Below are 16,065 nucleotides of genomic sequence, written 5' to 3' on the forward strand. Positions count from 1 at the left end.
ATCAGACCAGATTTTCCGCAAGCCAGAGGCGGAAATCCACCCAGTCAGGCCGCAACTTGATCTCTGATATCTTGGTGCGATGCCAGTCACATGCCTTCGCGTGCAGGCAGCCGAGTTCTTCATCGGCTTTCAGTTCGGCCAGCAATGGGGCCGCGCGATGCGCTGCTGGCAGTATCGAGTGATCTGTTTCTTTGTTGGCATTCATGTCCTGCCAATAGGCTTGCCCTTGGTCTACGCGGATATGATTGGTACGGCCCCGATCCCTTTTGACCAGAAACCCATCCAAAGACCGGACGGAATAGTGATGAATCCGCCCCAGCGAATGATCAAATTTCCGCCATGCGCGCCACCCGACCTTCTCGGACGGAAACAGCCTGCCACCGGCATCGGACCAAGCGATTTCGCTTTCTTTCCCTTCTTCGACCCCTTTCGGGCGATGCGGGCCGAACCGCGTAAATTTTCCGTTGTTACGAAACAGGGTTTTCAGACCATAGGCCCGGCCGGAATGATACGGGAATTCCTGATCCCCCATCGAAAAGGACTCGGTCACAGGTTTGTCTTCAAAGCTGATATTCCCCGAACTACCAAACAATTTCCACGCGAATGAGATCGCATCCACCGGCTTTCCGGCCCGCTGTTCGGTTTCTGCGATCAGCGCCGCAAAGCTGTTGTCACCGCAGCGGATGTTCCAGAATTCATCAACATCCAGACACATCAGCCAGTCGGCCTCTTTCACTTTGGGCTGACGCCGCGCGCGCCGTAGCATCTGATGCTGCGGGTTTCCCCCTTCTTTGACCTCGTTCGGGACATGTGTGGCAAGACCCAATTCCTGCAGCCTGCGGGCAATGGCATCCGTGCCGTCTTCACAGCTATTGGTGAAGATCACAAAGTGATCGACTCCCAGTGTTTTGTGGAATGCGACCCATTCCAGCATATAGGGGCCTTCGTTCTTCATCGTCGTGAATACGGTGAGCGCCTGAGACATGTATTTCCTGCCATAACTTCTTTGCCCAAGTCATACACAACCCGGCAAGCACGGGCGAGATGGGATTTGGGTGCAAAAGAAATACTGCGCGAAACTGGTGCAAAGCTACACCCACTGGGTAGGGATCATACTATTTCGAATGAATATCCATGTGGTTGAAGCGGCTAACCTTAATCACGCCAAAATGCGCCCACTCTTTTTTGGTTGCAGCAGGACGCATTTGGCTGGTTCAAGGTTAGTCGGTTCTGAATCGTCGTGAATCAGGTCAGAATCTCAGCGACAGACATGACATTCCGCCATCCAGTTTGGCGCATTCCACATTGTCGATTTCGACCACATCATAACCGTTCTGGCGCAACATCTCGGTGGTACGCGGGAAGCCGGCCGGAGCCAGGACAAATTGGTTGAACCGGATCGAGTTTGCAGCGGCTTCTTCGCCTTCTGCCACATGCAGAACCCGATACCCTTCGAAGCAGCCGGATGCGTCCAGCCGCTTCGTGGACAGGATGGTTTCCCCATCCAGCAACGAACAATCCGTTTTGAAGTGCAACACGCCCGGTGGTGTAAAAACCTCGCGTACAGTGTGGCCCCAGTCGGAAACGATTTCGGTCAGCTCTGTGACACCGGCCGCATCGGTCCGATCTGACCGGCCAACCAGAATTTCGCGACCCGTTACCAGAATGTCCCCGCCTTCAATATGGCCGGGCCCAGCGATCTGCCGAACCTCGTCATAAACGCCGCGGATTGTCGGCTCCATCTCGGCCACCTCACCCATGCGGCTGGGTGCACCGGGGCGCATCATCACCGCACCCTGAGGAAGACACAGTGTGGTATCTTCAACAAAGACGGCATCCGGATACGTCTCAAGGGGAGCCAGTTCGATAACCTCTGCTCCGGTTTTCTTGAGGGTTTCAACATAATGCGCATGAGATGCAAGCATTCGGTCTAGGTCCGGCGTACCGATATCTTCTGCACGCAGACCATCGGTGATGGACGCTGCTGGGCGACGGGTGATCGCGCGCGAGAACTCATAGGTCGGGTCAGTCATTTTCGGTCTCACTTTTCATCAAGAGTGTGATTGGTTGGGCGCGCGGATTTCAACAAGCCGCGGGCCATCTTGGGATTGTGCAGACGACAAAGCTTGGGCCACGTCCAACGGGTCAGGGCCTGTGCGCCAGAACGGCATGCCGCAAGATCGGGCGACGTTTTCAAAATCCGGCGGGGTCGGATCACATCCCAGCACGGTCACGCCGACCGCCTGCATTGATGTTGCGATTTCCTGATAACCGTGATTGTTCCAGATCACGAAGGTGATCGGCAGTTTTTCATCAACGGCGCACATCAGTTCAGGAAGGCTGAACTGCGCCCCGCCGTCGCCTGCGATACAAATGACCGGAGCGTCAGGGTCCGCCAATGCAGCGCCGATCGCGGCGGGTATGCCATATCCAAGCGCTCCGAACCCGGTCGCGGCGTTGAACCACCCGCCGGGCCGATCATGATCGTAGTACAGGTTTCCTGCATAGATCGGATAAGCAGAATCGCCCACCATGATCGCGTTAGGGACTGCATCGCGCATGGCGTTCAGCACATCGAGTAACGCCTGCATTTCTGGCCCGATTTCTTCGGCCGCGTTCTGCCGCGAAGTAGCCGCGCGCGCGGCACCGTTTGCCGACTTGGGCGATGCGGCAAACCGATCCACAAGCTCGGCCGCTGCCATCGCCGCATCACCAACAATGGCGATGTCCGCCGCGTGTCGCTTCAGCTGATCGGGGCATAGGTCCACACGGATCAGGGATGGCATTTCAACCATCGTGCCGGTGGCGTACATATCGTAGTCCGTCTGGCCCAGCTCAGTCCCCAAAGCCAAAACCACGTCGGCCTGTTCGATCAAAGCACGCACTGAATTCAGGCTTGGGCTTGCTGGCACGCTCAACGGGTGATCGTACATCAACCCGCGCGCATTCACGGTTTGAACAACCGGCGCATCCAGCGCTTCGGCAAGCTGCCGGATCGACCTGCCCGCGCTGCGCGCACCGCCGCCGACCAGAATGACCGGTGCTTTTGCCGACCCCAGTAGCTTGGCAGCACGGTCAAGAAGCGTCGGATCAAGAGACTTATCGACGGGACCTTTCGCAGCATCGGTCGGACCAGCAAACTCGTCCCCCGCAACGTCTAGCGGGATTTCGATATGTGTTGGCCCTGGGCGACCGGATTGAAACAGGGCGAAGGCGCGGTCCAACGCGGCGGCTAGTTCAACTGACTTTTCAACTCGGTCCGATGACAGAGCGACTGTGCGCGCCATCGCTCGTTGATCCGGTAACTCATGCAAGTGACCAAGCCCTTTGCCAAGACTGGACAACGTGTTGACCCCCGACACCACCAGCATCGGAACGCTGTCTGCCCGAGCCTGCCCCATCGCCGTGAGTGTATTGGTCAGACCGGGGCCGGTAATCACAAAGGCAACGCCGGGCTTGCCGGATATCCTGGCATAGCCATCAGCCATGAACCCTGCCCCCTGCTCGTGTCGTGGGGTGACATGGCGAATGCCCGATGCGGCCAGCCCGCGGTACAGTTCGACCGTATGCACGCCGGGGATGCCAAACACGGTATCCACATCGCGCCTGACCAGTTGATCAACCAGCGCCTCACCAATGCTCGTCATGCGTTTTCCAGTTGCAGTTGGGTCGCGTGGGCAACGATCCGGTCACAGGCTTCGGTAAAGATCGCGTCGTCCACCGTCAGCGCGATACGGACCCAGTCATCAACCGTGTCACCGAAAGACGGCCCCGGCATCACCGCGACTTTGCCATGTTCGAGCAGATGAAAGGCGTACTCGTTTCCATTCATCCCTGTGGCCGAGACATCAATCATCGCAAACATACCTGCCTGTGGAAGATGCACACGCAGATGTGTCTCGTTCGGCAGCCTGTCGTTCAGCATCCGGGCGCGGCGGGCGTACCGTTGCGCCATGCCTTCAGCCACGGTTGAACCGTTGCGAATGGCCGTCTCGGTCATGTCGGCGATGAAGGGCTGATTTCCAAACAGCATGGTTTCCGACAGCGACAAAAGGCGCGCGGTAAATTCCTCGGGACCAATGCACCAACCGCTGCGGAATCCGGGGGCGGCATGGGATTTTGATATCGAAGAGACGACGATTACCCGATCCGCCAACTCGGACAGCGACAGGGGTGAGGAAAACACAGATCCGTCAAAGATCAGTTCTTCATAAACCTCATCAGAAATGATCCATAGATCATGCTCGATGGCCAGCTTGCCGATTGCGTCGATGTCTTCGCCTGTCAGGATCGACCCGGTAGGATTATGCGGTGTGGTCAACAAAAGCGCAGTGGTCTTCGCGGTAATCCTGTCCGCGATATCATCCGCAGAAATACGAAAACCGTTTTCCGGCCGCAATGGTACCGGCACAATATCCGCACCGCTTGCGCGTACCACACCTTGATAGGTTGCATACATCGGATCGCCCACCAGCACCTCACAACCCGCCTCGGCCACGCCCATCAGGACGGTAAAAAGCGAGGTCTGGGTGCCTGGAAAACACAGCACTTGATTATCCGTGATCGTGCGCCCGGATCTGGCCGAATAACGATCGGCCAGTGCAGAGCGCAGTCCAGCCTCACCACGCCCATTGGAGTAGGTGGTTCGCCCGGCGCGCAAAGCGTCCACAGCGCTTTCCACCAGTTCGGTGGGCGTTGGCACATCCGGCTCGCCAATGGTCAATTCGATGATATCCTGCCCCTGCTCGACAAGTTCTTTGGCCCTGAGATAAACTTCCCATTTGGCGCCACCCAGGCCGGCAAGGCGTTCGGTAATCGCTGTTTTCTTCATGTCTGCCTCTGCTCAAGATCCGTCAATTCAACACCGATAATTGCCCCAACCGAAGCCAGCCCAATCTTGGGCAGCTCATCCGGCTCAAAGGCGTATGGCAGGGCGCCGCCTTCCATCCACAAGCCGTCGACCACGGCGTTGCATGCGATAGCCAACCTGCGCAGTTCCGCCGGGCTGGCTGGTATGCCTACCTCGTTCAGCGCATCTGCAATGAGTGATTCCAAGCGGTCACGAAAATCCCGATATGTCTGTTCGTGGATCGCTTGCATTTTGTCGTCCGCCAGAACTTTGTTCAAAAAGCCCGCCCATAGGGACACTGACCCCGGATCGACCACTGGATGGGTCAGCCCGGTCGTTACAAACGTCGCCAGCCGCAATCTGGCTGTGCTATAATCTCCGTCTGCAGGGGCCGACGTCATATCCGTCAGTCGCCGCATATGAAAGTCATAAGCTGCTGTAATTAAATCTTCTTTCGAAGAAAAATAGTGCCGGATCAGACCCTGAGTTACACTGGCCCGCTCGGCAATCGCCCGAACGGTCGCACCTTGCAAACCTTGCTCGGCGATCAAAGACAGCGTGGCCTGGATCAACGCCTCTTTGCGCTGCTCCGCGGGTTCTCGCTTGAATTTTGTTGCGTGATCCGACATCTATCTTTCCAGAAATTATAATTATACAGTTGCATAATTGTAGGGATTTGCTAAAGCTGCAAGTAAAAAAACGGTTGAGAGGGATGAAACTGCAAAATGAACGCTGACCCAGAAACCACGCCGGATGAAGCCATTCGGGTCACTGACTTGCACAAGTCTTTTGGCTCGCTCGAAGTTCTCAAAGGCGTTTCACTTACTGCCCATCAGGGTGATGTCGTCGCCATCATCGGAGGCAGTGGTTCGGGGAAATCCACGTTCCTTCGCTGTATCAATTTCCTTGAAACGCCCAGTTCCGGAGAAATCGTCGTAAACGGCGAGCAGATTGAGATGCGCCCGGATGGCACGCCTAAGGACCGGCGTCAGCTGGAACGCATCCGCACCCGACTGGCAATGGTGTTTCAGGCCTTCAACCTTTGGACCCACCGCACGTTGCTGGAAAATGTCATCGAGGTGCCCGTTCACGTGCTGAAAGTACCGCGGGACGAGGCGATCAAGCGCGCGCACCAGCTGCTGGAGCGCGTTGGGCTTGGCGACAAGGCGGATACCTTCCCTTCCTTTCTGTCAGGCGGTCAGCAACAGCGCGCTGCGATTGCGCGTGCTCTTGCCGTTGATCCCAGCGTAATGTTGTTTGACGAGCCAACCAGCGCGTTAGATCCAGAACTTGTTGGTGAAGTACTGACCGTAATTCGCGATCTGGCGGCCGAGGGCCGAACCATGTTGCTGGTCACGCATGAGATGAAGTTTGCGCGCGAGGTTGCGACCCATGTTGTGTATCTTTTCGAAGGAAAGATCGAGGAACAGGGGCCACCCGACGAACTTTTCGACAATCCGAAATCCGCAAGGCTGCAACAATTCCTAAAATCAGTCGGCTGAACAAACAAAATATCAAACAGGGAGAATATCAATGAAAAACAAAAAGCTAATCGTGGCCGCTTTGGCTGCTGCTGTGCTTTCGGCTGGAACGGCTGGCGCAGATGAAGTCAAGATCGGGATCGCAGCCGAGCCTTATCCGCCTTTCGCATCGCTGGATGCCTCTGGCGAATGGGTCGGTTGGGAGATCGAGGTTATTGATGCGGTCTGTGCCGCCGCCGAGCTTGAGTGTGTGATCACTCCGGTTGCGTGGGACGGGATCATCCCATCACTGACCGGTCAGCAGATTGATGCCCTGATGGCGTCGATGTCGATCACCGAAGAGCGCATGAAAACGATCGATTTCAGCGACCCTTACTACAACACTCCGGCCGTTATCGTCGCCGACAAGTCGATGGACATTGAACCGACACCAGAATCTCTGGCCGGTAAGATCATCGGTATTCAGGCCTCTACGATCCACCAGGCCTATGCCAACGAGCATTTCAAGGATGCGGCAGAAATCCGGGTGTATCAGACTCAGGACGAAGCCAACCAGGATCTGTTCGCCGGCCGTATCGACGCGACCCAGGCCGACAGCATCGCCATGGCAGATTTTGTCTCTTCTGACACTGGTGCCTGCTGTGAAATCAAAGGCGCGGTCGAAAATGACGTCTCGATCCTGGGTCGCGGCGTCGGCGCGGGTGTCCGCAAGGGCGATGACGCGCTGCGTGAAAGGCTGAATGCGGGTATCGCGGCAATTCTTGCCGACGGCACGCATGACGAAATCACCTCGCGCTATTTCACAGCCAGCATCTACAGCGAGTAAGATCCGTCGTGGAAGCTATCCTCGAAAGCCTGGGTTTGGCCCAAAGCATGGAGTTGCTTGCCCTTAGTCCTCCGGGATGGGGCGGCAACCTTCTGCGTGGCCTCGCTAACTCGTTGCAGATCGCTTTTGGAGCGTTCGGGTTCGGGTTGATCATCGGGCTTTTCGGGGCCTATGGAAAACTATATGGCGGGCCGGTCACGCGTGACCTGCTCGGCATATACACTACTGTAATGCGCGCCGTGCCTGAACTGGTGCTGATCCTAATCCTGTATTACGTCGGGACCGACCTGATCAATCAGGCCGCGCAGGCAATGGGATATGGCCGGGTCGAAATCAGCGGCGTTGTCGCCGGTATATGGGTTTTGGGCATTGTTCAGGGCGCCTATGCGACCGAGGTCCTCAGGGGGGCGATTCAAGCGGTTCCTACTGGTCAGATCGAAGCCGCCCGTGCCTATGGCATGCCCTCTCTTTTGCTGATGCGACGGGTGACGATACCGGCGATGATGTCTTTTGCCACGCCTGGATTGGCCAATCTGTGGCTCATTGCAACCAAAGATACGGCCCTGCTGGCCATTGTCGGCTTTAGCGAATTGACGCTGGAGACCCGTCAGGCTGCGGCCAGCACCCGCGCCTATTTCACCTTCTTCCTTGCTGCAGGTGCCTTGTACTTGATCGTCACGCTTTGTTCCGGTGTCGTGTTCGCGCGTATCGAGAAATGGGCCCGTCGTGGGCAGCCTTCGCTGAAGGGAGGAAGCCGATAATGGACTGGCGAGCACTCATGCAGCCGCATCGGATCGTGCTGATGGCACTTTTTGCTGCTTTCGTTATCTGGTGCGCCGTCTCACTGCGCTGGGATTGGATTCCAACCTATGCCCCGCTGGCGCTTGAAGGTCTGTGGAGGACCATTTGGCTGTTGGCCGTCACCTGTGTGCTTGGGTTCTTGCTCGCCGTTCCACTGGGTCTCGCTCAGGCGATTGGTCCCTGGTACCTTTCGGCACCGGCAAAAGTGTTCTGCACCGTCATTCGCGGCACCCCAATTCTTCTGCAAATCTGGCTGTTGTACTATGGGCTTGGATCGCTTTTCCCTCAGATTCCATGGATACGCGGCAGCGAGCTGTGGCCCTATCTGCGACAGGCTTGGCCCTATGCGGTTCTGGCCCTGACCCTGTCTTACGCGGGCTACGAGGGCGAAATCATGCGCGGTGCCTTTGCCAGCGTTAAGAAGGGTCAACTCGAAGCGGCGCAATCCTTTGGCATGCCTCGGTTTACCATGTTCCGCAGGATCTGGCTGCCTCAGGCCATTCGCAGCGTGCTGCCGACACTAGGCGGTGAGACGATCCTACAGCTGAAAGCAACCCCGCTGGTGGCGACGATAACAGTGGTTGAGATCTACGCTGTGTCGTCCAGAATTCGGGCGGACACCTTTGTTGTCTATGAGCCATTGTTGCTGTTGGCGCTGATCTATCTGATCATTGCAGGCATCATCACGCTGATATTCCGGCGAATTGAATTGCAGGTCCCTGCCCGGTAAGTCGACGCCGAATAGTTCCACAACCTGAATTCTAAGATCGGACAGTTATCCAGCTACCTGTCCTTGTCAGCTGTCTACTTGTGGGCGGCTTTCGCATCGTTGATTGAAGGCGCCCAGAGCGTCGCGAATTTCGGCCTAAAAAGAATGAAATCCAATCACTTGGTGCGGTCGAGAAGACTCGAACTTCCACGGGTGTTACCCCACAGCGACCTCAACGCTGCGCGTCTACCAATTCCGCCACGACCGCACTGTTAGTGACTTGGTAGTGGGGCGTATAGACCTTGATGATCAAGATGTGAAGAGGCAAAAATCACGTTGGTTTGAATTCCCATTCGGCGCTCTTATCTTTAACAGGTTGTCGTCCAAATGACCCCGTCAGGAGCCCCGCCATGACCTCGCCCGACCCTCGCCCCATCGTTCAGATCGACATAGTCTCGGATGTGGTTTGCCCCTGGTGCATTGTTGGATTCCGGCAGTTGGATCTGGCGCTCAAACAGCAAAATATTCTGGCAAAGCTGCGCTGGCATCCGTTCGAATTGAACCCAAACATGGCGCCCGAGGGTCAGAACCTGCGTGAGCACATTGCCGAGAAATACGGCTCCTCGACGGAACAAAGCCAAGCGATGCGGGATCGATTGACGCAAATCGGGGCTGACTTGGGCTTTACCTTCGCCTTTGATGAAGAAAGTCGCATCGTAAACACATTTGCCGCGCATCAGCTTCTTGACTGGGCCGAGGCTCAGGGTCGCCAGCATCCACTGAAACTGGCCTTGTTCGAGGCCTATTTCACCAAGCAAATGGACGTTTCGAATATTGAAGTTCTGCTTGAGGCCGCGGAGACTGCCGGTCTGGATCGGAATGCTGCGCGCACGATGCTTGAATCAGGTGCTCATGCCGCGCCGGTTCGAGAGAAACAGCAATACTGGACCAGTCGTGGTATTTCCGGCGTTCCCGCAATGGTGTTTGGCGGAAAGTACTTGCTGACTGGGGCGCAGGGAGCGGACAGCTATACACAGGTCCTGCAGCGCTGTTTGACCGAAGCAGCCTAGGTCTTTCCATCCATGCATCCAGCCGCTAAGGAGCCGACATGGAATGGAAGATTACTGACGGATTGACCGACTATGATGAGGCCATCGCCTTTATGGAGGCGCGCGTGGCCGATATCGCGGCGGGTGAGGCGGATGAGTGTATCTGGCTACTTGAGCACCCTGCCCTGTACACAGCGGGCACTTCAGCCAAGGTCGAAGACCTGAAAGACCCGGACAGATTTCCAGTCCATACGTCAAAACGCGGTGGTGAATACACCTATCATGGTCCGGGGCAGCGCGTTGCTTATGTCATGCTGGACCTGAACAAACGCGGCAGGGATGTGCGCAAGTTTGTAAAGCAGCTTGAGAATTGGGTGATCGCAGCTTTGGCCGAGTTCAACGTGACCGGGCAAATCCGCGACGGCCGTGTTGGTGTCTGGGTGCAACGGGATGACAAGCCGCTGACGCCTGCAGGCGAAAAAGCCGAGGACAAAGTCGCGGCGATCGGCCTGCGATTGCGTAAATGGGTCAGCTTTCACGGCATCTCGATCAATGTCGAGCCGGATTTGAGCCATTTCTCTGGGATCGTACCCTGCGGCATCTCGAACCATGGCGTGACTTCTCTGGTCGATCTGGGTCTTCCGGTCGCGATGGATGATGTGGACAACGCGCTTAGAAAAACATTCGCTGAGGTTTTTGGACCCGCGGGGGCGGATTAACTCGGATCACGAATCGAAAAACAGCCCGGCACCGACTACAATCCAGCCGTCAGATCCGCTCTGCTTCATAATTTGGAAACAATTCCCGATTGGTCCGTCTGGTTTCCGACGGAATCTAGTTAAATTTCACAAATATGAATACTTGGGTCCCATTAACGCCTAGTATGAATTTACCGTTCTAGAGTGAGTGGTGTGTTAAGCCGGTGATCGCAGGTATACCCTGGGAAAACAGGTATGTGTTTTGGTTACGAGTCTGCCGTTCCGACCCCAAATCGGAACGGCAATTTCTTTTTTAGTGCTCGTGTTTGTCATGTCCAAACCGGGCCGGATGGCCACAAACCTCTTCCCCACTTTCAATTTCAAGCGTTGCATGGCCGATCCCGAACTGATCCTGCAGCGCATTCTTGATGGTTGTGGAAAGCCACCTGGCATCTTCGTCTGCGTGGCTGGTCGCAACCACATGTGCAGTCAGGGCAGGTTCATGCTCCTGCATACTCCACAGATGAACGTGATGGACCGAAACAACGCCCTCGGTGGCCTCGATCATCGAAGCGACCTCTTCTGGGTCAAGGTCGGATGGTGCACCCAACATCAAGACGTGAATGGTTTCGCCAATTTCAGATTTCACATGCCAAAGGATGTAGACCGAGATCAGAATGGTTACGGCGGGATCCACCCATGTCCAGTTGAACACGATGACCATGGTCCCGGCGACGATCACTGCCAACGAGCCCAATGCATCTGCCACATTGTGCAGAAAGGCCGCCCTGATATTCATACTGTCCTTTGCCATCGAATAGGTCAGTGCAGCCGTGATCAGATCGACGATCAGGGCCAGCGCTGCGATCCAGACGACGATCCAGCCATTCACCGGTTCGGGCTCGATAAACCGCATGACACCTTCGTACATCAGATAAACGGCAAGAACGACAAGAGTGGTGTAGTTAACAAGAGCGGCCACAACCTCTGCCCGACCATAACCAAAGCTCATCCGTGGATCTGCCGGGCGTCGCGCAATCTTACGAGCGAAAAACGCGATGATCAGCGCGATGGCATCTGAAAAATTATGCAAGGCATCTGCGATCAAGGCCAGTGAGCCAGACAAAATGCCCCCCACTATTTGTGCAAGCGTCAATACCATATTGACGCCGATCGCTCCGACCACCCTCCGGTCACCGGCATTCGGATCAATGTGAGAGTGGGTGTGGTTATGTGACATGGCAGATCAGATCCTTGTTTTGAACTGCCATCTTATGTAATTCCTCTAGTCACTAGAGGTTCAAGAGGCAAAAAGCACAAAATGTACTCAATCGGAGATTTGTCGCGGCAAACCGGGGTCAAGGTGCCCACGATCCGTTTCTATGAGGAAAAAGGCTTGTTGGCCAAACCGTATCGGACGGCGGGCAATCAGCGCAGATATGACGAGACTGCTCTGAAACGCCTCCAATTTATCCGCCACTCGCGTGATCTGGGCCTGCCTTTGCCGGATGTCGAGGCGTTGCTTTCTTTGGAAGGGGCGCAGGGGGCGGATCTGGACCATGTTCATGAAATCGCGGATCGTCAGCTGACTGAACTGCGCAACCGGATAACATTGCTGCGCAGCCTTGAGGCCGAACTGGAACGCATCACAGCCGCCTGTGACGGCACCCACGACCATGTATGTGAAGTGCTGAACGCGTTTGGCGACCATAGCAAATGCCTTGGATCGCACTGATCCTGTAGCGGGTGATCAGGCCAGCGCGTCTTTGATTTTACCGGCGTTTTTAGCGATCAGGTCAAAATCACCCATATTGCCCGGCGGTCGCATCGAAACGCCTTCGTGCCGCGGCAAAACGTGGAAATGCAGATGAAACACTTCTTGCCCACCTGCAGCCTCGTTGAACTGTTGGATGGTGACACCATCCGCGCCAAACGCCGCTTTCACCGCCTGCGCCATCTTCTGAACCGTTGAGATCACAGAAGCAAGCTGTTCTGGGCTGGCATCCAGCACGTTGCGACAAGGCGTTTTCGGGATCACCAGCAGATGCCCGTCCGTGCGCGGCATGATGTCCATGAAGGCCAGTGTGTCGTCGTCTTCATAGACCCGGTTTGCAGGGATTTCACCACGCAGGATCTTGGCGAAAATGTTATCGGGATCATAGGCAGACATACTCGGCCTCCGTTTGGACGTTTTTCATGAGGTGTTTGTGCGGTGCCGCATCTTGGCGGTCAAGACGCAATGCACATGCGATCAGAGCGACAAAGGTGTTTCCAGAAAATCGCGGTATACCCTGTCCCGATGCAACAGCAAACCTGCCGAAAGAGTATCCCGTATAGGATCGGATATATGCTCGAAAACCCTTCGGGTACTCAGCCGCATAGCACACAACTCTTCCGGCAACGGTGCGAACAAAGCCATGAAGGCAGCGCAATAAATATCTGCTGCAGTGAGCGTGTTGCCAAACAGAAAATCACCACTTTCTGCGAGCTTGCTACTGACGCGTTTCAATATCCCATCAGCGCGATCGGCAGCCATTTCACCTGCTTCTGTATCATAGCCGTATTTCTTGCCAAGATAGTCGGCAATCTTGGGATGGAACCCACCTTCTTGGCCTCGCATACCAGCTTGGATTTGCTGAAGCCGCCTTTGCCAGCCCAATCCATTTGGGGCCGCAAGTAAGTCAATGAAGGCGAGAATGTCGGGCGCCATTGATGCTGGCAACAAATCTGGCTCAGGCGCGATTCGTTGTGCCAAGGCGACAATATCGGCCGTTTCGGAAAGCGGTGCCTCATCTTTCCAGAACACAACCGGTGCGCTGTCCGTTTGCGCCCAGATGGTCTGCGCCCGGTCCTGATGGTCCAGATAAACTGGCAGCCAAGGCAGACGCTTTACGTGAAAAATACCCTTTGCGGCTTCGCTCCAAGGGCTTGGCACACCTCCGACAACGATCATGCGTAGCCCGGTGGCCGCCTGAGCCTTTTCGGTCGTCACGTAGTTCAGAACCATCCGGTCTCCTCCATTTGCCGAAAGTTGTGCTCTTTTTCGAAGCCCTGCAACCGGCACCCGCGACAATTAATCTTGATCCAGATCAAACTCGACCATTGAAGGTCGCCCCCACGCAATCTAAAACCAGCAGGAATCCCGCGCGTTGGAGAGGTCCGACAGCGCGGTGTAGTTGCAACAGGAGGCACCTAATGGCAGACGCAGCCATTCATGGTCACGACCATGAAGACCAGCGCGGGTTCTTTACCCGCTGGTTCATGTCGACCAACCACAAGGACATCGGGATTCTGTACCTGATCGTCTCGGCCCTGGCCGGTCTAATCTCGGTTCTGATGACTGTTATCATGCGGATCGAATTGATGGAGCCCGGGGTACAGCACATGTGCATGGAAGGGTTCCGCTTGTTCGGCAGCGGTGCCGAGCTCTGCACTCCGAACGGGCATCTGTGGAACGTGATGATCACCTACCACGGTGTTCTGATGATGTTCTTCGTGGTCATCCCTGCCCTATTCGGCGGATTTGGCAACTATTTCATGCCGTTGCAGATTGGCGCGCCGGACATGGCGTTCCCGCGGATGAACAACTTGTCCTTCTGGCTCTATGTCGCCGGTACTTCGCTGGGCGTGGCCTCGCTGCTGAGCCCCGGTGGTAACGACCAGCTTGGTTCGGGCGTCGGCTGGGTTCTGTACCCGCCGCTGTCGACGAGCGAGGGCGGAATGTCCATGGACCTCGCGATCTTTGCCGTGCACGTATCGGGCGCCTCCTCGATCCTCGGCGCGATCAACATGATTACCACCTTCCTGAACATGCGTGCCCCGGGCATGACCCTGTTCAAGGTGCCGCTGTTCAGTTGGTCGATCTTCATCACCTCGTGGCTGATTCTTCTGTCGCTGCCGGTTTTGGCAGGTGCGATCACCATGTTGCTAATGGACCGCAACTTTGGTTTCACCTTCTTTGATCCGGCCGGTGGTGGTGATCCAATCCTGTATCAGCACATCCTGTGGTTCTTTGGCCACCCAGAAGTGTACATCGTGATCCTACCTGGATTTGGCCTTATCAGCCACATCATCGCGACCTTCTCGCGCAAGCCAGTCTTCGGTTACCTGCCGATGGTTTGGGCACTTATTGCGATCGGTGTACTGGGCTTTGTCGTGTGGGCACACCACATGTACACAGTTGGCATGTCGGTCCAGCAGCAAGCCTACTTCATGCTGGCAACGATGGTCATCGCGGTTCCTACCGGCGTTAAGGTCTTCTCGTGGATCGCAACCATGTGGGGCGGCTCGATCGAGTTCAAGACACCGATGCTGTTTGCTTTCGGTTTCCTGTTCCTGTTCACCGTTGGTGGTGTGACCGGTGTGGTTCTGTCGCAGGCCGGTATCGACCGCGCCTATCACGACACATATTATGTGGTTGCACACTTCCACTATGTGATGTCGCTGGGCGCAGTGTTTGCGATCTTTGCTGGGATCTATTTCTACTTCTCCAAGATGACAGGCCGTCAGTATTCAGAGTTCTGGGGCAAGGTTCACTTCTGGCTGTTCTTCATCGGCGCCAACCTGACCTTCTTCCCCCAGCACTTCCTGGGCCGTCAGGGCATGCCACGTCGCTACATCGATTATCCCGAAGCGTTCGCGCAGTGGAACTATGTCTCGTCGATTGGCGCCTTTGTATCCTTCGCCTCGTTCCTGCTGTTCTTTGGTATCGTGTTCTACGCCTTGTTCCGTGGCGCACGTGAGACCCGGAACAACCCGTGGAACGAATACGCGGATACGCTGGAATGGACCCTGCCCTCGCCGCCGCCCGAACACACGTTCGAGCAGCTGCCCAAGCAAGAAGACTGGGACAAGGGCCACGCGCACTGATCCCTCTGAACCAACAGAAAACCCCGCCAACTTGGCGGGGTTTTTCATTTCTAAGTGGCGTGCCACCGGAAATTCGCCAGATCGGTCAAAATAGGGTACTCTGGTAAAGGCAAAACAATCGGCAACCCCGAGGGTTCATATGCCCGATCTTGATTTCTGGTACTCTATCGGAAGCACTTACAGCTTTCTGACGATCATGCGCCTGGACGATTGGTGTTCTGAACACGATGCGTCCGTCACATGGCGGCCGTTCAATGTACGCACAGTGATGTCGCAGCAGAAGAACATCCCCTTTGCAGGGAAACCCGTCAAATCCGCCTATATGTGGCGCGACATTGAGCGTCGGGCGGCCAAGTACCATATGCACGCCCAGCTTCCTGCGCCCTACCCCATTTCTGACCTTGCCTTGGCAAATCAAGTAGCGCTGTTGGGAATGGAAGAAGGCTGGGGCAAGAACTTTACGCAAATTCTATATCGGATCTGGTTCGAAGAAGGTGTAGAGGCCGGCAGCGAAACCGCCTTGTCCGAAGCGCTACACCGCAGTCAGCAAGATCCCCGACTGATCCTGTCCCGCGCGCGCAGCCCCGACATTGTCGCCGCACTTGAGGCGGAAACACTACGCGCAATTAAGCTGGGCATTTTTGGCGCCCCAAGCCTGGTTGTGGGGAACGAAGTCTTTTGGGGGGATGATCGGCTGGACGATGCCCTATCGTGGGCCCGCGTCGGGCACGTCATCTGAATTTTCAGCGTCGACTCGGACACTCTTTGGGCTATCTTCCGACC

The 16,065-nt window shown here is 55.9% G+C and carries 17 protein-coding genes and 1 tRNA gene; 9 read left to right on the plus strand and 9 right to left on the minus strand.

Annotation, left to right across the window (positions count from 1 at the left end; translation table 11 throughout):
- Position 1: 1 nt before the first annotated feature.
- The 5 genes from AC2FHW_RS02385 to AC2FHW_RS02405 all read right to left on the minus strand — a co-directional run bounded on the left by AC2FHW_RS02385 (position 2) and on the right by AC2FHW_RS02405 (position 5,478).
- Complete coding sequence (locus tag AC2FHW_RS02385; protein WP_496690735.1) at positions 2–985, minus strand: glycosyltransferase family 2 protein; 984 nt, start codon at positions 983–985, stop codon at positions 2–4.
- Positions 986–1,250: 265 nt separating this feature from the next.
- A complete protein-coding gene (locus AC2FHW_RS02390) occupies positions 1,251–2,033 on the minus strand; it encodes a dimethylarginine dimethylaminohydrolase family protein (protein ID WP_271946472.1) in 783 nt (260 codons plus the stop codon).
- Between the two features lie 18 nt (positions 2,034–2,051).
- On the minus strand, positions 2,052–3,647 hold the full coding sequence (locus AC2FHW_RS02395) for a 5-guanidino-2-oxopentanoate decarboxylase (RefSeq protein WP_496678104.1): 1,596 nt from the start codon (positions 3,645–3,647) through the stop codon (positions 2,052–2,054).
- Complete coding sequence (locus tag AC2FHW_RS02400; protein WP_496678107.1) at positions 3,644–4,831, minus strand: pyridoxal phosphate-dependent aminotransferase; 1,188 nt, start codon at positions 4,829–4,831, stop codon at positions 3,644–3,646. Before AC2FHW_RS02400 ends, AC2FHW_RS02395 begins: the two co-directional genes overlap by 4 nt.
- A complete protein-coding gene (locus tag AC2FHW_RS02405) occupies positions 4,828–5,478 on the minus strand; it encodes a TetR/AcrR family transcriptional regulator (protein ID WP_142634456.1) in 651 nt (216 codons plus the stop codon). The genes AC2FHW_RS02400 and AC2FHW_RS02405 overlap by 4 nt, the downstream gene beginning before the upstream one ends.
- 96 nt (positions 5,479–5,574) lie before the next feature.
- Here AC2FHW_RS02405 and AC2FHW_RS02410 point away from each other — a divergent pair, with 96 nt between their 5' ends.
- Genes AC2FHW_RS02410 through AC2FHW_RS02425 form a run of 4 tightly spaced genes read left to right on the plus strand, consistent with a single transcriptional unit; the run spans position 5,575 to position 8,687 of the window.
- The gene (locus tag AC2FHW_RS02410) at positions 5,575–6,351 is read left to right on the plus strand and encodes an ABC transporter ATP-binding protein (protein ID WP_496821368.1); all 777 of its coding nucleotides are present in this window, start codon (positions 5,575–5,577) and stop codon (positions 6,349–6,351) included.
- A 31-nt stretch (positions 6,352–6,382) separates the two neighbouring features.
- Positions 6,383–7,156, plus strand: a complete 774-nt coding sequence (locus AC2FHW_RS02415; RefSeq protein WP_281972279.1) for a transporter substrate-binding domain-containing protein — start codon at positions 6,383–6,385, stop codon at positions 7,154–7,156.
- A gap of 47 nt (positions 7,157–7,203) precedes the next feature.
- Positions 7,204–7,917 (plus strand): ABC transporter permease, encoded by a 714-nt coding sequence (locus AC2FHW_RS02420; RefSeq protein WP_425595846.1) that lies wholly within the window; start codon positions 7,204–7,206, stop codon positions 7,915–7,917.
- Positions 7,917–8,687, plus strand: a complete 771-nt coding sequence (locus AC2FHW_RS02425) for an ABC transporter permease (protein WP_425595839.1) — start codon at positions 7,917–7,919, stop codon at positions 8,685–8,687. The genes AC2FHW_RS02420 and AC2FHW_RS02425 overlap by 1 nt, the downstream gene beginning before the upstream one ends.
- A gap of 160 nt (positions 8,688–8,847) precedes the next feature.
- On the opposite strand, the gene AC2FHW_RS02430 is transcribed toward AC2FHW_RS02425, so the two are convergent.
- Positions 8,848–8,934 (minus strand) — tRNA-Leu (locus AC2FHW_RS02430).
- A 142-nt stretch (positions 8,935–9,076) separates the two neighbouring features.
- Here AC2FHW_RS02430 and AC2FHW_RS02435 point away from each other — a divergent pair.
- Together AC2FHW_RS02435 and lipB are read left to right on the plus strand one after the other, a co-directional pair.
- A complete protein-coding gene (locus AC2FHW_RS02435) occupies positions 9,077–9,736 on the plus strand; it encodes a DsbA family oxidoreductase (protein ID WP_496728126.1) in 660 nt (219 codons plus the stop codon).
- Positions 9,737–9,774: 38 nt separating this feature from the next.
- The gene (gene lipB, locus AC2FHW_RS02440; protein WP_496751386.1) at positions 9,775–10,434 is read left to right on the plus strand and encodes a lipoyl(octanoyl) transferase LipB; all 660 of its coding nucleotides are present in this window, start codon (positions 9,775–9,777) and stop codon (positions 10,432–10,434) included.
- Positions 10,435–10,726: 292 nt separating this feature from the next.
- On the opposite strand, the gene AC2FHW_RS02445 is transcribed toward lipB, so the two are convergent.
- Positions 10,727–11,653, minus strand: coding sequence for a cation diffusion facilitator family transporter (locus AC2FHW_RS02445; protein ID WP_496709299.1), 927 nt, complete (start codon positions 11,651–11,653; stop codon positions 10,727–10,729).
- 81 nt (positions 11,654–11,734) lie between these two features.
- On the opposite strand from AC2FHW_RS02445, the gene AC2FHW_RS02450 reads away from it, so the two are divergent.
- Entirely contained in the window at positions 11,735–12,148 is a 414-nt protein-coding gene (locus AC2FHW_RS02450; RefSeq protein WP_281972282.1) for a MerR family transcriptional regulator, read from the plus strand.
- A gap of 15 nt (positions 12,149–12,163) precedes the next feature.
- Here the strand turns inward: AC2FHW_RS02450 and AC2FHW_RS02455 are convergent, their stop codons facing one another.
- Both AC2FHW_RS02455 and AC2FHW_RS02460 read right to left on the minus strand, forming a co-directional pair.
- Positions 12,164–12,583, minus strand: coding sequence for an HIT family protein (locus tag AC2FHW_RS02455; RefSeq protein ID WP_496678134.1), 420 nt, complete (start codon positions 12,581–12,583; stop codon positions 12,164–12,166).
- Between the two features lie 81 nt (positions 12,584–12,664).
- Positions 12,665–13,420 carry a glutathione S-transferase family protein gene (locus AC2FHW_RS02460; protein ID WP_496700077.1) on the minus strand — a complete coding sequence of 252 codons (756 nt, stop codon included), beginning with the start codon at positions 13,418–13,420 and terminating at the stop codon, positions 12,665–12,667.
- A gap of 188 nt (positions 13,421–13,608) precedes the next feature.
- On the opposite strand from AC2FHW_RS02460, the gene ctaD reads away from it, so the two are divergent.
- Together ctaD and AC2FHW_RS02470 are read left to right on the plus strand one after the other, a co-directional pair.
- Positions 13,609–15,282 (plus strand): cytochrome c oxidase subunit I, encoded by a 1,674-nt coding sequence (ctaD, locus tag AC2FHW_RS02465; protein ID WP_142634476.1) that lies wholly within the window; start codon positions 13,609–13,611, stop codon positions 15,280–15,282.
- 139 nt (positions 15,283–15,421) lie between these two features.
- A complete protein-coding gene (locus tag AC2FHW_RS02470; RefSeq protein WP_142634478.1) occupies positions 15,422–16,021 on the plus strand; it encodes a 2-hydroxychromene-2-carboxylate isomerase in 600 nt (199 codons plus the stop codon).
- Positions 16,022–16,065: the final 44 nt, after the last annotated feature.

The sequence above is a fragment of the Ruegeria sp. YTSA108 genome, assembly GCF_059610185.1.

Excerpts from the sequence above, each read along its gene's own strand:
- AC2FHW_RS02385 (WP_496690735.1), bottom strand. The coding sequence starts at position 985 with ATGTCTCAGGCGCTCACCGTATTCACGACGATGAAGAACGAAGGCCCC.
- AC2FHW_RS02390 (WP_271946472.1), bottom strand. The coding sequence starts at position 2,033 with ATGACTGACCCGACCTATGAGTTCTCGCGCGCGATCACCCGTCGCCCA.
- AC2FHW_RS02395 (WP_496678104.1), bottom strand. The coding sequence starts at position 3,647 with ATGACGAGCATTGGTGAGGCGCTGGTTGATCAACTGGTCAGGCGCGAT.
- AC2FHW_RS02400 (WP_496678107.1), bottom strand. The coding sequence starts at position 4,831 with ATGAAGAAAACAGCGATTACCGAACGCCTTGCCGGCCTGGGTGGCGCC.
- AC2FHW_RS02405 (WP_142634456.1), bottom strand. The coding sequence starts at position 5,478 with ATGTCGGATCACGCAACAAAATTCAAGCGAGAACCCGCGGAGCAGCGC.
- AC2FHW_RS02410 (WP_496821368.1), top strand. The coding sequence starts at position 5,575 with ATGAACGCTGACCCAGAAACCACGCCGGATGAAGCCATTCGGGTCACT.
- AC2FHW_RS02415 (WP_281972279.1), top strand. The coding sequence starts at position 6,383 with ATGAAAAACAAAAAGCTAATCGTGGCCGCTTTGGCTGCTGCTGTGCTT.
- AC2FHW_RS02420 (WP_425595846.1), top strand. The coding sequence starts at position 7,204 with ATGGAGTTGCTTGCCCTTAGTCCTCCGGGATGGGGCGGCAACCTTCTG.
- AC2FHW_RS02425 (WP_425595839.1), top strand. The coding sequence starts at position 7,917 with ATGGACTGGCGAGCACTCATGCAGCCGCATCGGATCGTGCTGATGGCA.
- AC2FHW_RS02435 (WP_496728126.1), top strand. The coding sequence starts at position 9,077 with ATGACCTCGCCCGACCCTCGCCCCATCGTTCAGATCGACATAGTCTCG.
- lipB (WP_496751386.1), top strand. The coding sequence starts at position 9,775 with ATGGAATGGAAGATTACTGACGGATTGACCGACTATGATGAGGCCATC.
- AC2FHW_RS02445 (WP_496709299.1), bottom strand. The coding sequence starts at position 11,653 with ATGTCACATAACCACACCCACTCTCACATTGATCCGAATGCCGGTGAC.
- AC2FHW_RS02450 (WP_281972282.1), top strand. The coding sequence starts at position 11,735 with ATGTACTCAATCGGAGATTTGTCGCGGCAAACCGGGGTCAAGGTGCCC.
- AC2FHW_RS02455 (WP_496678134.1), bottom strand. The coding sequence starts at position 12,583 with ATGTCTGCCTATGATCCCGATAACATTTTCGCCAAGATCCTGCGTGGT.
- AC2FHW_RS02460 (WP_496700077.1), bottom strand. The coding sequence starts at position 13,420 with ATGGTTCTGAACTACGTGACGACCGAAAAGGCTCAGGCGGCCACCGGG.
- ctaD (WP_142634476.1), top strand. The coding sequence starts at position 13,609 with ATGGCAGACGCAGCCATTCATGGTCACGACCATGAAGACCAGCGCGGG.
- AC2FHW_RS02470 (WP_142634478.1), top strand. The coding sequence starts at position 15,422 with ATGCCCGATCTTGATTTCTGGTACTCTATCGGAAGCACTTACAGCTTT.